Genomic DNA, 19,007 nt, shown 5'->3' with positions numbered 1-19,007 from the left:
CCCCAGCTCGGTCCGTCGGACACGGCTCAGTCGCCGCAGGCGGTCCGCCCCGAGGGCGTACGGGTCCCAGGCGGGCGGCGCGGGGCGGGGCGGGCGGCCCCGGGGCGACGGGGAAGAGGGCCGCGCGGGTGCCGTATCGCTCCCCCATGCGGCGGACTTGACACCCCACCACATGCCCCGAAAAGGGACACTTCAGGCATGACTCCAGGCCTGTCCGTCTCCCGCGCACGCACCGCTCCGCGTCGGCTGCTGCTGCCCGCCACCGCCGCCTTGTGCGCGGTGGCCCTGGTCACCGGATGCACCGACGACGCCGGGTCCGGCTCCGCGTCCGAGACCGCCTCCAGGGCGGATTCGGGGGCCGCCTCGAAGAGCGCGCCCGAGGCCGCCCCCTCCCCTACGGGGACGCGGAAGGGCGGCGGGGGGCGCGCCGGGATGGACCTCCAGCGGGCTTACCAGGAGACCGTGCACGCCGTGCTGCCGTCCGTCGTACAGATCACCACCGGCAAGGAGCTCGGGTCCGGCATCGTCTACGACAAGCGCGGACACATCGTCACCAACGCCCACGTCGTCGGCACCGCGCGGACGTTCGAGGTGACGACGGCCACCGGCCAGGACACCCTGCGGGCCACGGTGGTCGCCAGCTACCCCCCGCAGGACCTCGCCGTCATCAAGCTCGACAAGCCACCGAAGGGCCTCAGGCCCGCCGTCTTCGGCGCGACGACGAAGGTCGAGGTCGGGCAGATCGTACTGGCCATGGGCAGCCCGCTCGGCCTGTCCAGCAGCGTCACCCAGGGCATCGTCTCGGCGGTGGGGCGCACCGTCAGCGAGAGCCAGGGCAACGGCACGGGGGCGGCCATCAGCAACCTGGTACAGACGTCCGCCGCCATCAACCCCGGCAACAGCGGCGGCGCGCTGGTCAATCTGGACAACCAGGTCATCGGCATTCCCACCCTCGCGGCGACCGACCCGGAGCTGGGCGACGCGGCAGCGGGCATCGGTTTCGCGATCCCCGCTTCGACGGTCACCAACATCGCCAACCAGATGATCAAGCACGGCAAGGTGACGGAGTCCGGCAAGGCCGCGCTCGGCGTCACCGCCAGGACCGTACTCGACGACGACTACCAGCCCGCCGGCGTCGGCATCGTCGCGGTGGCCGACGGCGGGGCCGCGGCGAAGGCCGGGCTGCGGGCGGGCGACATCATCCTGGGCGTCGGCGACATCAAGATCACCACCATGGCCTCCCTGTCGGAGGCGCTGGCCTCGTACGCGCCGGGCGACAAGACACGGCTGACCTACGAACGCGACGGCAAGCGCGAGACGGCCGCCGTCACCCTCGGCCAACTCTGACCACGCCGCGATGCCCGCCCCGAAGGCGGACATCACGGTCCACGCGAGCGCGGCCGGGCCGTGCGGACCGCGCCCAGGACGGCCACCAGTCAGCGCGATCCGGCTTCCGGCACCGGCATCCGGCTCAGGCATCCCGCATCCCGCATCCCGCATCCCGCATCCCGCATCCCGCACCGGCGGACTCCGCCCGGTCGGTGTGGAAACGCTCAGCGCGAGACGATCCCTCACCCGCCATCAGGTCCGCACGCGCCGCGACGCCCGCCCCGAAGGGCGGACGCCAGGGGTTCACGCGTGTGGCCGCCCCGGCTCAGGCCGAGCCCCGCCCGGCGCCCAATGCGGACCGCGCCCAGCACGGCCCCGCACCACCGGCACCGGCCCCCGCACCGGCACCAGCACCAGCCAGCGCGGTCCGGCTTCCCGCTTCCGGCTCCCGGCTCCGGCACCGGCTCCGGCTTCCGCTCAGGCGGACTCCGCCTGGTCGGCGTGGAGGCTCATCGGCCCGTAGATCTTCTCGCCGTCCTCGTACAGGAACACCTGGTCGACCCCGCCTTCCAGCAGTTCCTTCCAGACCTCGCCCACCCAGGACTCCGCGTCACCCTGGGTGGGGAACTCCTCCGGCTCCACCGCGGGCTCCGTCTGGGTCCCATCGGACTTCTCGAACCGCCACGTCCACGCCATGTCCGCTCCGTCTCTGCCGCTGTCTCCGCCGCTGCCGCGGCGGACCCGTTCGTCGTGCGCTGGTTACGTCATGATCCGCTTCTTGAGCCGCTCCGGATACGACGTGATCCGCCGCGGATACGAGCTGCCTGCCCGCAGAGTAGCCGTGCCGAACACCCCATCGGGGGTGGCCCCGCGCGCCCGCCGCCCCGGGACGCGAGACGATCAGTGCGTGGAACTCACTCTCCTCGGCACCGGAGCCCCCGGCGGGCTGCCCCGGCCCGGCTGCCCCTGCGCGTCCTGCGCCACCGCCGTCGGCCCCGACGCGCGGACAGCGACAGCGCTGCTCATCGACGGCGCCCTGCTGCTCGACCTGACCCCTGGCCCCGCTCTCGCCGCCGCCCGCGCCGGGCGCTCCCTGACCGGGGTGCGGCAAGTGCTGCTCTCCCATCCGCACGACGGTCCCGCGTTCGAGTTTCCCGCCGGTCTGCCCGCTCCCGGGCGGGCGGCCGACGGTCTGGAGCTGGCGCTGCTCAGCGGGCACCGGGTGCGCGCGGTGGCCGTGGACGCGCCGGGCACCGGCTACGAGGTGACCGGGCCCGACGGGGAACGGCTCCTGTATCTGCCCCCTGGCGCCGCCCCGGCCGGGCTCCCCGACCGGGGCGCCGGGGCGCTCGGCACGGCGCGGGGCACGGCCCACCCGTACGACATGGTGCTGCTCGATGTGCTGGAGCGGCCGGACGCGCTGGCCCGGCTGCGGGGGGCGGGCGTGGCCGCGCCGACCACCGATGTGCTGGCCGTCCACATCGACCACTCCGTGCCACCGGGCCCCGAGCTGCACCGCAGGCTGGCGGCGGCGGGCGCGCGGGCCGTGCCCGACGGACAGACGGTGATCGTCGGGGAGTACCACGCGGTGCCCGACCTGGCCCGGCGCACGCTCGTGCTGGGCGGCGCACGGTCCGGCAAGTCGCTGGAGGCGGAGCGGCGGCTGGCGGCGTTCCCCGACGTGCTCTACGTCGCGACCGGCGGCATCAGGGAGGACGACGCCGAATGGGACGCCCGCGTCGCCGCGCACCGCGAGCGCAGACCGGGCAGCTGGCGTACGGCCGAGACCTGCGAGTTGCCGCCGCTGCTCGCGGAGGACGGGCCGCCGCTGCTCATCGACTGTCTCTCGCTGTGGCTGACGGACGTGATGGACGCGGTGGGCGCCTGGGACGACGAGCGCTGGGCGCGCGGCGGTGAACGGGAGCTGCGCGCGCGGGTCGCCGAGCTGGCGGCGGCGGTGCGGGTCACGCGCCGCCCGGTGGTGGCGGTGAGCAACGAAGTCGGCTCCGGCGTCGTCCCGGCGACCGCGTCGGGCCGCCGCTTCCGGGACGAGCTGGGGCGGCTGAACGCGGCGGTGGCGGCCGAGTGCGAACACGTCCTGCTGGTCGTGGCCGGACAGGCGCTCGCCCTGCGCGGCTGACCTGGCTCCGCCCCGCCCGCCCCGCCGGGGTCAGGACCGGTCCCCGGCGGGAGCGTCCGGCAGACGGGCCCCGCCGGGATCTGCCCCGCTGCCCCGTGTCGCCTGCGCGATCCCCCTGGGGCGGGACCCCACAAGGTCATGCCGGACCGATAGGGTGCGGCGGATGAGCGGTCTACACCTCGATGACTTCGTCGACCTGATCGAGCGCCCCGACGGCAGCGTCCGGCGCGACGCCGAGGAGCGTCGCGCCCGGCTCGTGGCGCCACCTGGTTCGCTGGGGCGTCTCGACGAGCTCGGTGAGTGGCTGGCCGCCGCCCAGGCGGCGGTGCCGGTCAAGCCGGTCGAGCGGCCGCGCGTGGTGCTGTTCGCGGGTGACCACGGGGTCGCCGAGCTCGGTGTCTCCGCCCGTCCCGCCGGGAGCACCCACCAGCTCGTACGGAACGTGCTCGACGGCACCAGCCCCGTCGCCATCCTCGCCCGGCGCTACCACGCCCCGGTGCGCGTGGTGGACATGGCTGTGGACTGCGACCCGGCGGAGCTGCCCGACGAGGTCACCCGGCACCGGGTGCGCCGCGGGTCGGGCCGGATCGACATCGAGGACGCGCTGACCGCCGAGGAGGCGGAGCAGGCGTTCCGGGCCGGTATGGCCGTGGCCGACGAGGAGGCCGACTCCGGCACCGACCTGGTCATTCTCGGCGACCTCAGCGTGGGCGGCACCACGGCGGCGAGCACGCTGATCGCCGCGCTGTGCGGTACGGACGCCTCCGTGGTCACCGGCCGGGGCGGGCTGACCATCGACGACCTGGCGTGGATGCGCAAGTGCGCGGCGATCCGTGACGCCCTGCGCCGGGCCAGGCCGGTCCTCGGGGACCAGCTGGAGCTGCTGGCCGCCTCCGGCGGCGCCGACCTCGCGGCCATCACCGGGTTTTTGCTGCAGAGCGCGGTGCGGCACACGCCCGTGATCCTGGACGGCGTCGTGTCGGCGGCGTGCGCGCTGGTCGCGCAGCGGGTCGCTTTCCGGGCCCCCGACTGGTGGCTGGCGGGTCAGTCCAGCGGCGAGCCCGCGCAGGCGAAGGCCCTGGACCGGGTCGCGCTCAACCCGCTGCTCGATCACGGCGTCACCGTAGGAGAGGGAACTGGGGCGCTGCTCGCACTGCCCATGGTGCAGGCGGCCGCCGCCCTGGCGGCGGAGCTGCCCGAACGGGACTGACATCCGGCCGGAGCGGCTGGGCCGACTTGCGGAGCGGTAGCTCGGAATCGCCCGAACGGCGCCAAAACCACCATTCCCCATATGCTCTACTTTTATGGGAGAAGTGCGCTTGAGTCCGCATGAAGACAAGCAGCGGGGCCCGTGGGCTCAGCGGAGCGCGGCGTTCGCCGTCTGGTACCTGCGCGCCGTCACGTTCATCAATTTGCTGAGCGCCGTAGTCGTGTCCTTCGGCAACGACGTCCGCCGCCATAACGTCGATGAGTATTTCACCCCGTATCTGCTGACAGCGGGCTTCTTCTCGGCCGCCCTCTCGCTGTTCCTGGCGGTCACCATGCGGCGCCGTAAACGCGCCGCGTGGATTCTCAACCTGGTGTTGAGTGGCCTCCTGCTGGCCGCCTTCGTCCTCGCCATGCCGTTCCACGAATACCGCCAGCACCCCCAGAACTGGGTCTCGCTGGTGCTGACCGCCCTGTTCGTGGCGGCGCTGCTCGTCGGCCGCCGCGAGTTCTACGCGAAGGGCGACCGGTCCAACGCGAGGCTGGCGGCCGCCGTCGCCGTCGTCGGGACACTGGTCGGCTCGCTGCTCGCCGCCCTGCTCGTCACGGTCACCAACGACGCCCCGGACGGCGAGTCCAGCTTCCTCACCAGGTGGCGGTACGGCGTGACGCGGCTGATCTCGCTCGCCGCCGACGACGACCGCTTCTCCGGGATCGCCACCCCGGGCTGGGTCGATGTGGTCATCAACGTGATGAGCACGCTTCTGCTGCTGCTCGTCCTGTACGCGGCCTTCCGCTCGCGCCGTGCCGTGGACGCGATCACCCCGGACGACGAGGCCAGGCTGCGCGCGCTGCTCGACCGGCACGGCGAGCGGGACTCCCTCGGCTACTTCGCCCTCCGCCACGACAAGAGCGTCATCTGGTCGCCGTCCGGCAAGTCCGCCGTCACCTACCGGGTGGTGGGCGGCGTCTCCCTCGCCTCCGGCGACCCGATCGGCGACCCCGAGGCATGGCCGGGCGCGATCGACCGCTGGCTCGCCGAGGCCCGCGAGCACGGCTGGGCCCCCGCGGTGATGGGCGCCAGCGAGGACGGCGGCAACATCTACGCCCGGCACGGTCTCGACGCGCTGGAGCTGGGCGACGAGGCGCTCGTGGAGACCGCCGACTTCACCCTCGACGGCCGCGCGATGCGCACGGTGCGCCAGGCGTACAACCGTGTGAAGCGCGCCGGGTACACCGTCCGCATCCGCAGGCACGAGGAGATCCCCGACGACGAGATGGCCGAGCTGGTGCGGCTCGCCGACGACTGGCGGGACGGTGAGACCGAGCGCGGCTTCTCGATGGCGCTGGGCCGCCTCGGCGACCCGCGCGACGGCCGCTGCGTCATGCTGGAGTGCTTCGACGGCGACGGCGAGCCGAGGGCCCTGCTCAGCTTCGCCCCGTGGGGGCCGAAGGGCCTCTCGCTCGACCTGATGCGGCGCGACCGCGACTCCGAGAACGGGCTGATGGAGTTCATGGTCATCGAACTCATCCAGCGCGCGAAGGAGGTCGACGTCACCCAGATCTCGCTGAACTTCGCGATGTTCCGGTCGGTCTTCGAACGCGGCGCGAAGCTCGGCGCGGGCCCGGTGCTGCGACTGTGGCGCTCACTGCTCAGCTTCTGCTCACGCTGGTGGCAGATCGAGTCGCTCTACCGCGCCAACGCGAAGTACCGGCCCATCTGGGAGCCGCGCTACCTGCTGTTCGAGAAGAGCACCGACCTGTTGCGGATCGGCCTCGCCAGCGCCCGCGCCGAGGGCTTCCTTGAGGCGCCGGGGCTGCCGAAGTGGCTGAACCGCAAGCACCTGGAAACCGCGCGGTGAGCCTGTCGGCACCGCGCCGGGCCGCGCGTGCCGAATGGGGACCACTACTGGGAGCCGTACGTGCCGGGCTGGCGCGCGGCGGGGTGACGGCGATCCCGATGACGCTCGTCGCCGTCGCCCTGACCGGCCTGTGCCAGGCCGTCCAGAACCAGCCCTGGGGCTATGAGCCGGTCCGGTTCCTCGGCATGGTCCAGGCGTCCCAGCCCTGGTGGTCCGCGCTGCCGCGCACCCCGCTGTCGCTGTTCGTGCCCGCGCTCGACCTGCCGGTGTGGGGCGCCCTCGTACAGCTCCTCGTCGTGTTCGGGATCTGCGAGCTGGCGCTGGGCCGTGGCCGCACCCTGCTGATCGCGTACGTGGCCACCCTGGCCGGCACGACGTACGCGCGCCTGGGTATCGCGGTCGGCCCCGGCGGCCTCCTCGGCCTGCCCGCCTCCGACGCGGCCGTGCACGACACCGGGCCCTCGGCGGCGGTCGTCGGGCTGGCGGTGTACGTGTGCTGGCGCCACCGGGCCCGGTTGACCTGTGCGCTGGTGGTGGCGGCGATGGTGGCGGAGGCGTTCATCAAGCCGAACCTGGCGGGCAAGGAGCATGTGGCCGCGGTCGTGGCGGTGCTCACGGTGTGCGCGGTGAGCACGTACCGGCAACGGCGCCGAGCACGCGCCGACCGCGCGGCCCGGCCGGGGGCCCGCGCGCCGGGCGGCTGAGCGCCCGCCGCCGGTCCGCGGCCTCCCCCCGCGCCTCAGGGCCCCGCCAGGCCGCTCAGCGGGTGCGCGATAGCCTGCGGCCCGATGGACACCACGCCTTCCCAGCCCCCGCGTCAGCCGCCCGCTCGGCCGGTCCGCCCGCCGCGCGCCGGTTCCGGCACGCTCGTCGACGGGCTGCGGTTCGCCTTCGGCACGCTCACCGCGCTGCCGGTGCGGGTGACCCGCTGGGACCGGGAGGCAGCGCGTGCGGGCATGCTGTGCGCTCCGCTGGCCGGGCTGACCGTCGGGCTGGCGGCCGCCGGTGCCGGGGGGCTGCTCATGCTCTGTGGTGGCGGGCCGCTGCTCGCCGCCGTCGCCACGGTGGCCGTGCCCGCGGTGGCGACCCGTGGCCTGCACCTCGACGGCCTCGCCGACACCGCGGACGGCCTAGGCAGCGCGAAGCCCGCCGATGAGGCGCTGAGCATCATGAAGCGCTCCGACATCGGCCCGTTCGGCGTCATCACCCTGCTGTTCGTGCTGCTCGCCCAGGTCGCCGTCGTGTACGAGCTGTACGCGGACCACTGGGCGCGCGGCGCGCTCGCCGTGGCCGTCGCCGCGCTCACCGCGCGCTGCGCACTGACCCTCGCCAGCCGCGCCGGGGTCCCGGCGGCCCGTCCCGAGGGGCTCGGCGCCGCGGTCGCCGGGGTGGTCCCGGCGCGCGCCGCGGCCATCGCCGCCGTCCTGGCCGTCGCCCTCTGCGCGGGCGCGGGCGCGCTGGACGGACCGTACGGCGCGCTGCGGCACGGACTCGCGGTGCTCATCGCGCTGGCCGCCGCCGAACTCCTGCTACGGCACTGCCGACGCCGCTTCGGCGGGGCGACGGGCGATGTGTTCGGCGCCCTGGCCGAAACAGGGGCGACGGCGGCCCTGGTCGTGCTGGCGTGTGGCTGACCGGCCATCACCTGGCACCCGGGAACAAGCCGGACGCTCCCGTTCCGCGCCGCGACACGCCCGCACCGTCAGCTGACGGCTGTGGTCAGCCGCGGTCGGCCGGGATCACCGCACCCCGGATCTCGGCACGTTACCGCGCGAGCCCCACCCGGGGGCGTCGTGAGGAAGCAGCCCCGGCCCAGCGCAGGGGCATCCCCCGTCAGGGGCGCGGGGAACCGCGCGACCGGCCACCACGCACCCGCGGTCCGCGACGCGCACACAGGAACTCCCCCAACACGATCCGCCGCACACGGCGCAGGCCGGCCACCGCGTCGTGCGCATAACACGCCCCGTACAGCGCGAGTTAGGCTCGCGATGGCCGCCACGACCGCCGCACCAGGCCGCTCCCTGTCAGGGACCGGCGCATACGATGCCCACCGGCGCGGTCGGCCCACCCAACGGCCGTGACTTTTCAACGGAAGAGAGACCCCACCACCGTGACTGCTCTGACTCTCAGCACGTCCAGTGCGACCTCACTGCGTGCGGACGCCATCGTCGTCGGTGTGGCGAAGGGCGCCAAGGGCCCCGTCGTCGCACAGGGCGGCGAGGCCATCGACAAGGCGTTCGGCGGGAAGCTGGCCGCCGTCCTCGAAACGCTCGGCGCGACCGGCGGTGAGGGCGAGGTCACCAAGCTCCCCGCCGCGTCCGGTCTCAAGGCCCCGGTCGTGCTGGCTGTCGGCCTCGGGGACAGCCCCGCCGACGACGAGGTCTTCGACGCCGAGGTGCTGCGTCGGGCCGCCGGTGCCGCCGCCCGCGCGCTGGCCGGTGCGAAGAAGGGCGCGTTCGCGCTGCCGGTGGACGACGCGCATGACGTCGCCGCCATCGCCGAGGGCGCGCTGCTCGGCGCCTACGCCTTCACCGCCTACCGCGCCTCGGCCAACGGCAAGGGCAAGGGCAAGGCCGCGGCGAACCGTGCGCCGCTCGCCGAGATCGCCGTGCTCGGGGGCAAGCCGCGCGACAAGGAGTTCAAAGCCGCGGCAGAGCGGGCCATCGCCGTGGCGAGCGAGGTCAACCGCGCCCGGGACCTGGTCAACATGCCGTCCAACGACCTGAACCCGAAGACCTTCGCGGCCGAGGCGCAGACGGCGGCCAAGGAGTACGGCCTCAAGGTCGAGGTGCTGGACGAGAAGGCGCTGAAGAAGGGCGGCTACGGCGGCCTGCTGGGCGTCGGCCAGGGCTCGGAGAACCCGCCCCGCCTGGTGAAGCTCGCCTACACGCACCCCAAGGCGAGCAAGACCCTCGCACTGGTCGGCAAGGGCATCACGTACGACTCGGGAGGCATCTCCCTCAAGCCCGCCGGGCACAACGAGACGATGAAGTGCGACATGAGCGGCGCGGCCGCCGTGTTCGCGACCGTCGTGGCCGCGGCCAGGCTGGGCCTTGAGGTCAACGTCACCGGCTGGCTGGCGCTCGCCGAGAACATGCCGTCGGGCTCGGCCACCCGCCCCGGCGACGTGCTGACCATGTACAGCGGCAAGACGGTCGAGGTGCTGAACACCGACGCCGAGGGCCGCCTGGTGCTCGCCGACGCGCTCACCCGCGCCTCGGAGGAGAACCCGGACGCGATCATCGACGTGGCGACGCTGACCGGCGCGATGGTCCTCGCGCTCGGCAACCGCACCTTCGGGATCATGTCGAACGACGACGCGTTCCGTACGACGATCCACGAGGTCTCGCAGGAGGCCGGCGAGCAGTCCTGGCCCATGCCGATGCCGCCGGAGCTGCTCAAGGCCATGGACTCCCCGGTCGCCGACATCTCCAACATGGGTGAGCGGGCGGGCGGCGGTCTGGTCGCCGGTCTGTTCCTCCAGGAGTTCGTCGGCGAGGGCATCACCTGGGCGCACCTGGACATCGCGGGCCCCGCGTTCCACGAGAGCGCGCCGTACGGGTACACCCACAAGGGCGGCACCGGTTCCGCCGTACGCACCCTGGTCCGGCTCGCCGAGCGCACCGCCGCCGGCGACCTGGGCTGACCAGCCCGGCTTGATCCGGGGGACCCGGCATACGGACACCGGCCCCCGGATGAACGTCGCGGTACCCACGGCCCCGTGCGACTGCGCCCGGGGCCGTCGCGCGTTCGCTGAGAGCGATCTACTCGCCGGTAGGTGTAGCGCCGACCGTCTCGTGTGTCCGTCTTTATGGGCATACACCCGCTTTAGCCCACCTCAGACCCCGGCCCGCCGTCCCGTCACCCGGCAACAAGTGCGAAGATGTTGTCTCGGCAGGACAGGGCCCCCGGCTCACTCACACACCGAGCCAGACCGCAGGGCCGAGTATTACAGCGGCCGAACAACAGCCGCCGCCCGGTCACGGGCTCTGCTTCCGTAGGCTCTGCTGGAGACAGCAGAGAAACCGAAGCGCAGCGGAGTGACCGGCTCCGGCGTACCCATGCATGGAGGACGTGACGTGGCGAACGACGCCAGCACCGTTTTCGACCTAGTGATCCTCGGGGGCGGCAGCGGTGGCTATGCCGCTGCCCTGCGCGGAGCTCAGCTGGGCCTGGACGTCGCACTGATCGAGAAGGACAAGGTCGGCGGCACCTGCCTGCACAACGGCTGCATCCCCACCAAGGCGCTTCTGCACGCCGGTGAGATCGCCGACCAGGCTCGCGAAAGCGCCGAGTTCGGCGTCAAGGCCAGCTTCGAGGGCATCGACATCGCGGCGGTCCACAAGTACAAGGACGGCGTGATCTCCGGCCTGTACAAGGGCCTGCAGGGCCTGATCGCCAGCCGCAAGGTGACGTACGTGGAGGGCGAGGGCCGACTGTCCTCCCCGACATCCGTGGACGTGAACGGCCAGCGTTACGAGGGCCGCCACATCCTGCTCGCGACCGGCTCCGTGCCGAAGTCGCTGCCCGGCCTGGAGATCGACGGCAACCGCGTCATCTCCTCGGACCACGCGCTGGTCATCGACCGCGTGCCCCAGTCCGCGATCGTGCTCGGCGGCGGCGTCATCGGCGTCGAGTTCGCTTCCGCGTGGAAGTCCTTCGGGACCGACGTGACCATCGTCGAGGCGCTGCCGAACCTCGTCCCCGTCGAGGACGTGAACAGCTCCAAGCTGCTGGAGCGCGCCTTCCGCAAGCGCGGCATCAAGTTCTCCCTCGGCTCCCGCTTCTCGGGCGTCGAGTACACCGCCGACGGTGTGAAGGTCTCGCTGGAGAACGGCAAGACCTTCGAGGCCGAGCTGCTGCTCGTCGCCGTCGGCCGCGGCCCGGTCTCGCAGGGCCTGGGCTACGAGGAGGCCGGGGTCACTATGGACCGCGGCTACGTCCTCGTGGACGAGTACATGCGGACGAACGTCCCGACCATCTCGGCCGTCGGTGACCTCGTCCCGACGCTCCAGCTCGCGCACGTCGGCTTCGCCGAGGGCATCCTGGTAGCGGAGCGGCTGGCCGGTCTTCAGACCGTGCCGATCGACTACGACGGCGTGCCGCGCGTCACGTACTGCCACCCCGAGGTCGCCTCCGTCGGCATCACCGAGGAGAAGGCCAAGGAGCTGTACGGTGCCGACAAGGTCGTCGCTCTGAAGTACAACCTCGGCGGCAACGGCAAGAGCAGGATTCTGAAGACGACGGGCGAGATCAAGCTCGTCCAGGTGCGTGACGGCGCCGTGGTCGGTGTCCACATGGTCGGTGACCGTATGGGCGAGCAGGTCGGCGAAGCGCAGCTGATCTACAACTGGGAGGCACTGCCCGCCGAGGTGGCGCAGCTCATCCACGCACACCCGACGCAGAACGAAGCCCTCGGCGAGGCCCACCTGGCTCTGGCCGGCAAGCCTCTGCACTCGCACGACTAGCAGTCCCGGGCGCGACCACATCCGCAAGATCGTTAGGAGCAACCGAAACCATGGCGGTTTCCGTAACCCTGCCGGCGCTCGGCGAGAGCGTCTCTGAGGGCACCGTCACCCGCTGGCTCAAGGCCGAGGGTGAACGCGTCGAGGCCGACGAGCCGCTGCTCGAAGTCTCGACCGACAAGGTCGACACCGAGATCCCGGCCCCCGCGTCCGGCGTCCTCGCCTCCATCAAGGTGGCCGAGGACGAGACGGTGGAGGTCGGCGCAGAGCTGGCCATCATCGACGACGGCTCCGGCGCCCCCGCCGAAGCCCCCGCCGCGCAGCCCGAGCCCACCCCGGCCGCCCAGCCCGAGCCGACCCCGGCTCCGGCGCGGGCCGAGGCCCCGGCTCCGGCCCCGGCGCAGGCCGAGGCTCCCGCCCAGGCGGCGGCTCCGGCCGGTGGCGCCGAAGGCACCGCTGTCACGCTGCCCGCACTGGGCGAGTCCGTGACCGAAGGCACCGTCACCCGCTGGCTGAAGGCCGTCGGCGACTCGGTCGAGGCCGACGAGCCGCTGCTTGAGGTCTCCACCGACAAGGTCGACACCGAGATCCCGGCCCCGGCCTCCGGCACGCTGCTGGAGATCGTGATCGGCGAGGACGAGACCGCTGAGGTCGGCGCGAAGCTGGCCGTGATCGGCGCCGCGGGTGCTGCCGCTCCGGCCGCCGCCCCCGCTCCGGCCGCTCCGGCCCCGGCGCAGGAAGCCCCGAAGCAGGCCGCTCCGGCGCCCGCCCCGCAGGCTCCGTCGGCTCCCGCCCCGCAGGCGGCCACCCCGGCTCCGGTCGCTCCGGAGCCGACCCCGGCCGCCCCGGTGCCCGCTCCGGCTCCGGCTGCCGCCCCGGCGGCTCCGGCGTCGGCTGACGCCGAGGGCGCGTACGTCACTCCGCTGGTGCGCAAGCTGGCCTCGGAGAGCGGCGTCAACCTGTCCACGGTCAAGGGCACCGGCGTCGGTGGCCGCATCCGCAAGCAGGACGTCATCGACGCCGCCGAGGCCGCGAAGGCGGCGAGCGCCGCTCCGGCGCCCGCGGCCGCCGCGGCACCGAAGGCCCCGGCGCTTGAGGCGTCGCCGCTGCGTGGCCAGACCATCAAGATGCCGCGCATCCGCAAGGTCATCGGCGACAACATGCTGAAGGCCCTGCACGAGCAGGCGCAGCTGTCCAGCGTGGTCGAGGTGGACGTCACCAAGATCATGAAGCTGCGGGCCCGTGCGAAGGACGCCTTCGCGCAGCGTGAGGGCGTCAAGCTCTCGCCGATGCCGTTCTTCGTCAAGGCCGCCGTCCAGGCAGCGAAGGCCCACCCGGCCGTCAACGCCCGGATCAACGAGGCCGACGGCACGATCACCTACTTCGACACCGAGAACGTCGGTATCGCTGTGGACGCCGAGAAGGGCCTGATGACCCCGGTCATCAAGGGCGCGGGTGACCTCAACCTCGCCGGCATCGCCCGTAAGACGGCGGAGCTGGCGGGCAAGGTCCGGGCGAACAAGATCAGCCCGGACGACCTGGCCGGTGCGACGTTCACCATCAGCAACACCGGCTCGCGCGGTGCGCTGTTCGACACGATCATCGTGCCCCCGAACCAGGTGGCCATCCTGGGCATCGGTGCGACCGTCAAGCGCCCCGTGGTCATCGACCACCCGGAGCTCGGCGAGACCATCGCCGTCCGCCACATGACCTACCTGACGCTTTCCTACGACCACCGCCTGGTGGACGGCGCCGACGCCGCCCGCTACCTGGGTGCCGTGAAAGCAGTCCTGGAGGCCGGTGAGTTCGAGGTCGAGCTCGGCCTCTGAACAACACCGCCGCCGAACACGCGGTAACGGCCCGGCCCCGGTTCATCCCATGAACCGGGGCCGGGCCCTTTCCCGCATCCCGCCGGCTGCCACTCCTCCCGAGCGGACGGTTCCCACCGTCCGGACGGGAACGTATCGCTGCCGCGCTACAGGACGGACATGCGGGGACAGGGATACGGGGACGAGGGGCGGGGATACGGTCGGCGACCGCGATACCGGGATACCGGGATAATGGCCCTCGTTCACCGCGCTCACCCTCATACAGCGCGCGACCGCAAGGAGCGCTTTTATGACCCCGCCCGTCGTCCATTCGCTGCGCGAGCAGATCCGCGAGCACATCCTTGAGGGGATCGTCAGCGGCCGATGGCAGCCGGGCCAGCGGATCGTGGAGCGGCACATCGCCGTCGAGCTGGAGGTCAGCCAGACGCCCGTACGGGAGGCGCTGCGCGAACTGGAGTCGCTGCGGCTGATCGAGTCGGCCCCCAACAAGGGCGTGCGGGTCCGCAACCTCACCGCCGACGACCTCAAGGAGAGCTACCCGGTGCGCGCCGGGCTGGAGCAGGTGGCCGCCGAGCTGGCCGCCTCACAGCTGATGAAGGACGCCACGGCACTGGAGCGCGAGGTGGCCGCACTCCGCGACGCCGACCGCGAACACGACGGAGAAGCCCAGGTCAGGCACACGGTCGCCTTCCACCGCGAGATAGTACGAGCCTCCGGCAACAGCGTCCTCCTGCACACCTGGGAGTCCCTGGGTATCGAGGTCTGGACGACCCTGTCCATCCGCTGGCTCAGCCCGGAACCCCGCTCCCACGCCGACGAGCACCAGCAGATCGTCGACGCCTTCCGCCGCCACGACCCCCACATAGGCGAACTCCTGAGAACCCACGTCCTCAGCTGCGCCCCAAAACTCTGACCCGCCGCAGCCCGTCCGACGGATGAGGCATCCGATTAAGCCCGTCCGGCGATTGAGGACGAAACTCCGGCGGCTGGGGGCCCATCAACCTGGCGCCATAGGGCACCCGTCGTACGTGCCCGATGGATGAGGCATCCGATTAAGCCCGTCCGGCGATTGAGGGCTGGGGCCTGGGGCGAAGCCCCAGGAAACGAAACCCGCCACCGGACACCACACGGCTCACGCGCCCCGTCAGACCCACCACACCCACCCCACCTGGGCGGAGCCCCACCCGGGCAGAGCCCGAAAACCCCGGCACTCCGTGCCGAAGAAAACGGCACTCCGTGCCGACTTTTACGGATTCGTAGAGGCGCCATTGATCGATCATCGATCAGACGCGTATCGTCGAACACGGGCGCGACACCCCTGCCCGCAACCCAAGCTCACAGCCCAAGCTCAAGCTCAAAGCTGCACCGTCCGGAAAGGGGCCACCCATGCCCGACCCCGTAGGCGTTCCTTACGCACAGCTCGACCAGATCCCGGACCGGGACCCGCAGGAGACCGCCGAATGGCGGGAGTCGCTTGACGCCGTGACGAAGGCGGCAGGCCCCCACCGCGCCGCCTACCTGATGCGCCGCACGCTTGAGCACGCCGCGCACACCACCCAGTCCGCGGAAGGCCGCTTCGGCCTGCCCGCCCTGCTGGAGACCGATTACGTCAACACCATCCCCACCGCCGCCGAGCCCGCTTTCCCCGGCGACGAGGCGATGGAGGCGCGGATCACCGCGTGGAACCGGTGGAACGCCGCCGCGATGGTCACCCGTGGCGCACGCTTCGGCCTCGGCGGGCACATCGCCACCTTCGCCTCCGCCGCCTGGCTCTACGAGACGGGCTTCCAGCACTTCTTCCGGGGCAAGGAAGCCGCTGACGCGGCCGGTTCCGGCGACCAGCTGTACATCCAGGGCCACGCCTCCCCCGGTATCTACGCCCGCGCCTTCCTCGACGGCCGGCTCACCGAAGCCCACCTCGACCGCTTCCGCCAGGAGGCTGGCGGCGGCGCCGTCCCGGGGCTCCCCTCCTACCCGCACCCGCGTCGGCTCCCGTGGCTGTGGGAGTTCCCCACCGTCTCCATGGGCCTCGGCCCGCTCTCCGCGATCTACCAGGCCCGCTTCAACCGCTACCTGGAGCACCGGGGCGTCAAGGACACCTCCAGCTCGCACGTGTGGGCGTTCCTCGGTGACGGCGAGATGGACGAGCCCGAGTCGACCGCCGCCCTCGCGCTGGCGGGCCGCGAGGGCCTGGACAACCTGACGTTCGTCATCAACTGCAACCTCCAGCGGCTCGACGGCCCGGTGCGGCCCAACTTCAAGATCGTTCAGGAGCTGGAGGCCCAGTTCCGCGCCGCCGGGTGGAACGTCGTCAAGTCGCTGTGGGGCGCCGCCTGGGACGAGGTCTTCGCCCGTGACAGCGAGGGCGCCCTGCTGCACCGCCTGCGCGAGGTGCCCGACGCCCAGTTCCAGACGTACGCGACGCGTGACGCCGCGTATCTGCGGGAGCACTTCTTCGGCGCGCGCCCCGAGCTCGCGGCGATCGGCCGCGAGCTGAGCGACGCGAAGCTGCTTGAGCTGTTCCAGACCTCCCGCGCGGGACACGAGCCGCGCAAGGTCTACGCGGCGTACCGCGCGGCCGTGGAGCACAAGGGCGCGCCGACCGTGATCCTCGCGCAGACCGTCAAGGGCTACACGCTCGGTCCCGCGTTTGAGTCCCGCAACGCCAACCACCAGATGAAGAAGCTGACGGGCAAGGAGTTCCGTGCCATGCGGGACCTGCTGGAGCTGCCCATCCCGGACAGCGCGCTGGACGTCGACCTCGTGCCGTACGCGCATCCCGGTGAGAACTCGCCCGAGATCCAGTATCTGCGCGAGCGGCGCGCCGCCCTCGGCGGTCCCGCCCCGGCCCGCAAGGTCGTGCCCAAGCCGCTGCCCGCCCCGCCCGCCAAGCCGTTCGAGGCGCTGCAGAAGGGGTCGGGCAGCCAGGAGATCGCCACGACGATGGCGTTCGTCCGGCTCGTGAAGGACCTCATGCGGGACAAGGAGACCGGCCACCGCTGGGTGCCGATCGTCCCGGACGAGGCCCGGACGTTCGGCATGGAGTCGCTGTTCCCGTCGGCCGGGATCTACTCGCCCGTCGGCCAGACCTACGACCCGGTCGACCGCGACCAGCTCCTTTACTACAAGGAGGCCAAGGACGGCCAAGTCCTGAACGAGGGCATCACCGAAGCGGGTTCGCTGGCGGAGTTCACCGCGGCGGCGACGGCGTACGCCACGCATGGCGAGCCGATGATCCCCTTCTACATCTTCTACTCGATGTTCGGCTGGCAGCGCACCGCCGACCAGTTCTGGGCGCTCGCCGACCAGCTCGGGCGCGGCTTCGTCATCGGAGCGACGGCGGGCCGTACGACGATGACCGGCGAGGGCCTGCAGCACGCCGACGGCCATTCGCATCTCATCGCCTCGACCAACCCGGCAGCGATCTCCTACGACCCGGCCTTCGCCTACGAGGTCTCGGTGATCGTCAAGGAGGGCCTGCGCCGGATGTACGGTCCGGAGGCGGAGGACGTCTTCTACTACATGACCGTCTACAACGAGACCAAGGTGCAGCCCGCCATGCCCGAGGGCGTGGAGGAGGGCATCCTCAAGGGTCTCTACCGCTTCCAGGAGGCGGCAGCGGCGGGCGACGACAGCCCGCGCCTTCAGCTGCTCGCCTCCGGCACCGCCATCCACTGGGCGCTCGACGCCCAGCGGCTTCTCGCCGAGGACTGGGGTGTCTCCGCCGACGTATGGTCGGCACCCTCCTGGACCGAGCTGCGCCGCGACGCCCTGTCCTGTGACGCGGCGCAGCTCAAGGGAGAGGACCGGGTCCCGTACGTCAACCGTGCCCTGGCCGGCGCACCGGGCCCGGTCCTCGCCGTCAGCGACTGGATGCGCGCGGTCCCCGACCAGATCGCCCCCTGGGTGGAGCAGGACTGGACGTCGATCGGCACGGACGGCTTCGGTCTGTCCGACACCCGTGAGGCGGCCCGCCGTCACTTCGGCGTGGACCCGCAGTCGATCGTGGTCGCCGCGCTCGCGGCGCTGGCCAAGCGCGGCGACGTCAAGCCGGAGACGATACGGGAGGCCGCCGAGCGCTACGGGCTCTGAGGCTCGTCCCCCAGGTTCTCAGCGCTGCGGCGATGTGATCTCACCCCAGGGTCGGCGGCTGTCAGTGGCCGCGTGCATGATGACGTCATGCGCGCGGCCCGACTGATCAAGATGGTGCTGCTGCTCCAGTCCCGGCCGTCGATGACGGGTGCCGAGCTGGCGCGGCAACTTGAGGTATCGGAGCGTACGGTCTCCAGGGACGTGCTGGCCCTGTCAGAGGCCGGGGTCCCGGTGTACGCGGACCGTGGGCGGGCCGGTGGATACCGCCTGATCGGCGGGTACCGCACCCGGCTCACCGGCCTCGGCCGGACCGAGGCGGAGGCGCTGTTCCTGTCCGGAGTGCCGTCCGCGCTGCGCGAGATGGGGCTCGCCGACGCGGCGTCGGCCGCCCGGCTGAAGGTGTCGGCGGCGCTCCTCCCGGAGTTGAGCGACGCGGCGGACGGCGCGGCCCAGCGCTTCCACCTGGACGCGCCCGCCTGGTATCAGGAGCCGAGCACGCCCGAGCTGCTGCCGGTGATAGCGGACGCGGTCTGGGACGACCGGCGGATGACCGGGCGGTATCGCCGTGGTGAGTCGGAGGTGGAGCGCGTCCTGGACCCGTACGGTCTCGTGCTGAAGGGCGGCATCTGGTATCTGGCGGCGCGGTCGGAGGGTGACCTGCGGGTCTACCGCGTAGACCGCTTCACCGCCGTGGAGCTCACCCAGGAGCACTTCGACCGGGACCGCGACTTCGAGCTGCCCGAGTTCTGGGCGGAGCGGGCGGCGCAGTTCGCCCGTTCCCTGCTGCGCACGGAGGTCGTGCTGCGGCTGAGCGAACTGGGGGCGTGGCGGCTGCCGTACGTGGTGGACCGTGCGGCGTCCCAGGAAGCCATCGCGGCGGCCGGCGAGCCCGACGGGCAGGGCCGGATCACGGTCACCCTGCCCGTCGAGTCGCTGGACGTCGCCTACGGCCAGCTACTCACCCTCGGCCCCGAAAGCGAGGTGCTGGAGCCGCCGGAGCTGCGTCAGCGCTTCGCGGCAGCGATGGCGCGGGCAGCCGCACTGTACGCGTAGCGCGCCACCCCGCCCTGTGCGCCTGGCGCGC

13 protein-coding genes are annotated in these 19,007 nt (G+C 72.3%); 12 read left to right on the top strand and 1 reads right to left on the bottom strand.

The genetic code is table 11. The annotated features are described in order from the left end of the window. The first annotated feature begins 198 nt into the window (after positions 1–198). Positions 199–1,347, top strand: coding sequence for a S1C family serine protease (locus AC5P1B_RS22560; protein ID WP_493889184.1), 1,149 nt, complete (start codon positions 199–201; stop codon positions 1,345–1,347). A 459-nt stretch (positions 1,348–1,806) separates the two neighbouring features. On the opposite strand, the gene AC5P1B_RS22555 is transcribed toward AC5P1B_RS22560, so the two are convergent. Continuing rightward, complete coding sequence (locus AC5P1B_RS22555) at positions 1,807–2,025, bottom strand: hypothetical protein (protein ID WP_493889182.1); 219 nt, start codon at positions 2,023–2,025, stop codon at positions 1,807–1,809. A gap of 211 nt (positions 2,026–2,236) precedes the next feature. Here AC5P1B_RS22555 and AC5P1B_RS22550 point away from each other — a divergent pair, with 211 nt between their 5' ends. The 11 genes from AC5P1B_RS22550 to AC5P1B_RS22500 all read left to right on the top strand — a co-directional run bounded on the left by AC5P1B_RS22550 (position 2,237) and on the right by AC5P1B_RS22500 (position 18,976). Beyond that, a complete protein-coding gene (locus tag AC5P1B_RS22550; RefSeq protein ID WP_493889181.1) occupies positions 2,237–3,469 on the top strand; it encodes a bifunctional adenosylcobinamide kinase/adenosylcobinamide-phosphate guanylyltransferase in 1,233 nt (410 codons plus the stop codon). Positions 3,470–3,632: 163 nt separating this feature from the next. After that, complete coding sequence (gene cobT / locus AC5P1B_RS22545; RefSeq protein ID WP_493889179.1) at positions 3,633–4,679, top strand: nicotinate-nucleotide--dimethylbenzimidazole phosphoribosyltransferase; 1,047 nt, start codon at positions 3,633–3,635, stop codon at positions 4,677–4,679. A 94-nt stretch (positions 4,680–4,773) separates the two neighbouring features. Beyond that, entirely contained in the window at positions 4,774–6,537 is a 1,764-nt protein-coding gene (locus AC5P1B_RS22540) for a phosphatidylglycerol lysyltransferase domain-containing protein (protein ID WP_493889178.1), read from the top strand. After that, positions 6,534–7,241 (top strand): hypothetical protein, encoded by a 708-nt coding sequence (locus AC5P1B_RS22535; RefSeq protein WP_493889176.1) that lies wholly within the window; start codon positions 6,534–6,536, stop codon positions 7,239–7,241. The genes AC5P1B_RS22540 and AC5P1B_RS22535 overlap by 4 nt, the downstream gene beginning before the upstream one ends. An 84-nt stretch (positions 7,242–7,325) precedes the next feature. Continuing rightward, positions 7,326–8,171 carry an adenosylcobinamide-GDP ribazoletransferase gene (locus AC5P1B_RS22530; protein WP_493889174.1) on the top strand — a complete coding sequence of 282 codons (846 nt, stop codon included), beginning with the start codon at positions 7,326–7,328 and terminating at the stop codon, positions 8,169–8,171. Positions 8,172–8,647: 476 nt separating this feature from the next. Beyond that, positions 8,648–10,183: a leucyl aminopeptidase gene (locus AC5P1B_RS22525; RefSeq protein WP_493889173.1), complete on the top strand. Its 1,536-nt coding sequence runs from the start codon at positions 8,648–8,650 to the stop codon at positions 10,181–10,183. 433 nt (positions 10,184–10,616) lie between these two features. Then, on the top strand, positions 10,617–12,005 hold the full coding sequence (gene lpdA / locus AC5P1B_RS22520) for a dihydrolipoyl dehydrogenase (RefSeq protein WP_493889171.1): 1,389 nt from the start codon (positions 10,617–10,619) through the stop codon (positions 12,003–12,005). A 50-nt stretch (positions 12,006–12,055) separates the two neighbouring features. Further along, a complete protein-coding gene (sucB, locus tag AC5P1B_RS22515) occupies positions 12,056–13,831 on the top strand; it encodes a 2-oxoglutarate dehydrogenase, E2 component, dihydrolipoamide succinyltransferase (protein ID WP_493889169.1) in 1,776 nt (591 codons plus the stop codon). Positions 13,832–14,120: 289 nt separating this feature from the next. Beyond that, positions 14,121–14,744: a GntR family transcriptional regulator gene (locus AC5P1B_RS22510; protein WP_493889167.1), complete on the top strand. Its 624-nt coding sequence runs from the start codon at positions 14,121–14,123 to the stop codon at positions 14,742–14,744. A 473-nt stretch (positions 14,745–15,217) separates the two neighbouring features. After that, entirely contained in the window at positions 15,218–17,923 is a 2,706-nt protein-coding gene (gene aceE / locus AC5P1B_RS22505) for a pyruvate dehydrogenase (acetyl-transferring), homodimeric type (RefSeq protein ID WP_493889166.1), read from the top strand. Positions 17,924–18,010: 87 nt separating this feature from the next. Beyond that, positions 18,011–18,976, top strand: coding sequence for a helix-turn-helix transcriptional regulator (locus AC5P1B_RS22500; protein ID WP_493889164.1), 966 nt, complete (start codon positions 18,011–18,013; stop codon positions 18,974–18,976). The last annotated feature ends 31 nt before the right edge of the window (positions 18,977–19,007 follow it).

The sequence above is a fragment of the Streptomyces sp. A01 genome (assembly GCF_059026195.1).
Note: the sequence above shows the minus strand (reverse complement) of the source record. Positions and strands in the feature narration are given on the sequence as shown.

What these genes read in the sequence shown, in the direction of transcription:
- AC5P1B_RS22560 (WP_493889184.1), top strand. Translation starts at nt 199, where the DNA reads ATGACTCCAGGCCTGTCCGTCTCCCGCGCACGCACCGCTCCGCGTCGG.
- AC5P1B_RS22555 (WP_493889182.1), bottom strand. Translation starts at nt 2,025, where the DNA reads ATGGCGTGGACGTGGCGGTTCGAGAAGTCCGATGGGACCCAGACGGAG.
- cobT (WP_493889179.1), top strand. Translation starts at nt 3,633, where the DNA reads ATGAGCGGTCTACACCTCGATGACTTCGTCGACCTGATCGAGCGCCCC.
- AC5P1B_RS22540 (WP_493889178.1), top strand. Translation starts at nt 4,774, where the DNA reads ATGGGAGAAGTGCGCTTGAGTCCGCATGAAGACAAGCAGCGGGGCCCG.
- AC5P1B_RS22530 (WP_493889174.1), top strand. Translation starts at nt 7,326, where the DNA reads ATGGACACCACGCCTTCCCAGCCCCCGCGTCAGCCGCCCGCTCGGCCG.
- sucB (WP_493889169.1), top strand. Translation starts at nt 12,056, where the DNA reads ATGGCGGTTTCCGTAACCCTGCCGGCGCTCGGCGAGAGCGTCTCTGAG.
- AC5P1B_RS22510 (WP_493889167.1), top strand. Translation starts at nt 14,121, where the DNA reads ATGACCCCGCCCGTCGTCCATTCGCTGCGCGAGCAGATCCGCGAGCAC.
- aceE (WP_493889166.1), top strand. Translation starts at nt 15,218, where the DNA reads ATGCCCGACCCCGTAGGCGTTCCTTACGCACAGCTCGACCAGATCCCG.
- AC5P1B_RS22500 (WP_493889164.1), top strand. Translation starts at nt 18,011, where the DNA reads ATGCGCGCGGCCCGACTGATCAAGATGGTGCTGCTGCTCCAGTCCCGG.